Genomic DNA, 2,486 nt, shown 5'->3' on the forward strand with positions numbered 1-2,486 from the left:
GTGCTGTGCATCGTCGAGGCCATGAAGCTGATGAACGAGATTGAATCGGATGTTGCGGGAGAGGTTATACGTCGCATCGTTAATAACGGTCAGCCGGTGGAGTATGGCCAGCCTCTGTTTGCCGTCAAGCCACGTTGAGACGCTGTTCGATCGATCCCTGGTAACAAGACTGGAAGAAGATGTTTCGCAAAGTCCTTATCGCCAATCGCGGCGAAATCGCGCTTCGAGTGATCAATGCCTGCAAGGAAATGGGCATTCGTACGGTCGCGGTCTATTCGACAGCGGACCGCAACTCACTGCATGTCCGTTTTGCCGATGAAGCTATCTGCATCGGACCGCCTCGTTCGGCCGAGAGTTATCTGAATGTTCCGGCGGTGATCTCTGCCGCGGAGATTGCCGATGTGGATGCCATTCACCCTGGCTATGGTCTGCTTTCGGAGAATGCCAACTTTGCCGAGGTATGCCGCGCGTCGAACATCAAGTTCATCGGGCCACCGCCCGAGGTGACGCGGATGATGGGCGAGAAGTCCACCGCACGCCAGACGATGAAGAAGGCGAAGGTGCCGATTCTTCCCGGATCGGACGGCGTGATCGGCAGCGTGGATGAAGCTCTGGAATGGGCGAAGTCCGTTGGTTATCCCGTCATTTTGAAAGCTGTGGCCGGCGGCGGAGGACGCGGAATGCGTATCTGCCGCGCTCCGCAGGAGCTTCCGGATCTCTATAACCAGGCATCGACGGAGGCGCTGAATGCCTTCGGAAATGGCGACCTGTACATGGAAAAGTTCATCGAGCGGCCTCGCCACATTGAGTTCCAGGTGCTTGCTGATGAACATGGCAATGTTCTTTCTCTCAACGAACGCGAGTGCTCGATCCAGAGGCGCCATCAGAAATTGATCGAAGAAGCCCCCTCGCTCCAGATCACGCAGCAACAGCGCGAAGAGATGGGCAAGGTAATCCGCAAGTCACTTAAGGACATTGGCTACTGGAACGCGGGCACCATCGAATTCCTGATGGATGAAGACGGGAAGATTTACTTCATCGAGATGAATACCCGCATCCAGGTGGAGCATCCGGTGACGGAGATGATCACCGGTATCGACCTGGTGAAGGCGCAGCTGCGCATCGCCGGCGGAGAGAAGTTGACGGAGATTATTCCGCAGCCCATTGTGATCAATGGGCACGCGATCGAGTGCCGTATTAATGCGGAACACCCGGAGAAGTTCACTCCTTCGGCGGGCAAGATTACTGCCTTCAATCTGCCGGGCGGCAATGGCGTCCGGGTCGACACAGCACAATATGCAGAAGGAGTCGTGCCGCCGTATTACGATTCGCTGATCGGCAAGTTGATTGTGCACGGAAAAGACCGCGAAGAAGCGATGAATAAGATGCAGCGGGCGCTAGACCAGTTCATCGTGCAGGGTATTCATACGACGATTCCGCTGCACAAAAAGATCTTTGCGGATGAAGAGTTCCGCGCCGGGAACTTCGACACGAAGTTCATGGAACGCTTCTTTGAACGGGAGAAGGCGAAGGCCGAATAGCGATCATGGAAGACGCACTCAGGCCGTCAGACCATCGTCGATGGACTCTGCGCGGCCTGTTTCGTTCTATCCCGATGTGGATCGTTCCTTTCCCGCTGTTGTACTTCTTCGTTCTGAGCTGGGGGACAGTGGGAGATCCCATCATGGCTCTTTGGTGGCATGTGCGCCACGGTAACTATGCCAGCTTCAACGGTCATAGCTTTCGTCTGCCTCTGCTGTGGCGCAGTACCAATCCCGATCGTGGAGAGATCTTCCGCCTGTCGCACTCCGTGCAGTTGAATATTGATCATGCCGTTGGCGGCATTCGTAATGCGCAGCAGGCTGAAGCATTCCAAAGACAGATTCTTGCAACCTATGGCCGAGGCATGGAGGAAGGTCGTTTTTCTCCGGAGACAATTCGTGCGCACGATCTGAGCTTTCTTTGTGTGCATGAAAACTCCACGCAGCCCTGGGCTCTATATCTGTGCGTAGTTCCGGGAACTGACTGGCAGATTGGACTGACCGGAGGGCAGGCAGGCCTGGATGACGCACGACGCATCCTGGCATCGGCGCGGTAATCATGGTGCAGATTCCTCGGCTTTATCCCATTCTCGATGCCGGTGTATTGGCTGCACGGCAGATCTCGATTGAGCAGTTTGCAGGGGAACTGGCATCGGCTGGAGTCTCACTGCTGCAGTATCGCGATAAAGTCGCAGCGCCACAGACGGTTCTCGCGAATCTGCAGCGAATCCGGTCGGCTGCCCCAGGGGTAAGCTTGCTATTGAATGACCGGCCAGATCTGGCGCGGATTGGACAGTGTGACGGTGTGCATGTCGGGCAGACCGACCTTCATCCAGACGATGCCCGTCGCATCGCAGGCGCGGGGAAGCTCATCGGTGTGTCGACGCACACGCTTGGCCAGTTCGAAGCGGTGGTGGCGACCGAAGCAGACTACCTGGCAATTGG

Annotated in this window: 4 protein-coding genes; all 4 read left to right on the forward strand. The window is 56.3% G+C overall.

Annotated elements, in window-relative coordinates:
- Positions 1 to 138 (forward strand): acetyl-CoA carboxylase biotin carboxyl carrier protein (locus tag AB4043_RS22315; RefSeq protein ID WP_442308134.1); only part of this gene is annotated, 138 nt, incomplete at its 5' end.
- Positions 139 to 179: 41 nt separating this feature from the next.
- The gene (gene accC, locus AB4043_RS22320; RefSeq protein ID WP_442299489.1) at positions 180 to 1,541 is read left to right on the forward strand and encodes an acetyl-CoA carboxylase biotin carboxylase subunit; all 1,362 of its coding nucleotides are present in this window, start codon (positions 180 to 182) and stop codon (positions 1,539 to 1,541) included.
- A gap of 5 nt (positions 1,542 to 1,546) precedes the next feature.
- Positions 1,547 to 2,098, forward strand: coding sequence for a hypothetical protein (locus AB4043_RS22325; protein WP_442299490.1), 552 nt, complete (start codon positions 1,547 to 1,549; stop codon positions 2,096 to 2,098).
- 2 nt (positions 2,099 to 2,100) lie between these two features.
- Positions 2,101 to 2,486 (forward strand): thiamine phosphate synthase (locus tag AB4043_RS22330; RefSeq protein WP_442308133.1); only part of this gene is annotated, 386 nt, incomplete at its 3' end.

This window comes from Terriglobus sp. YAF25, assembly GCF_052113305.1.
Lineage (GTDB): Bacteria > Acidobacteriota > Terriglobia > Terriglobales > Acidobacteriaceae > Terriglobus.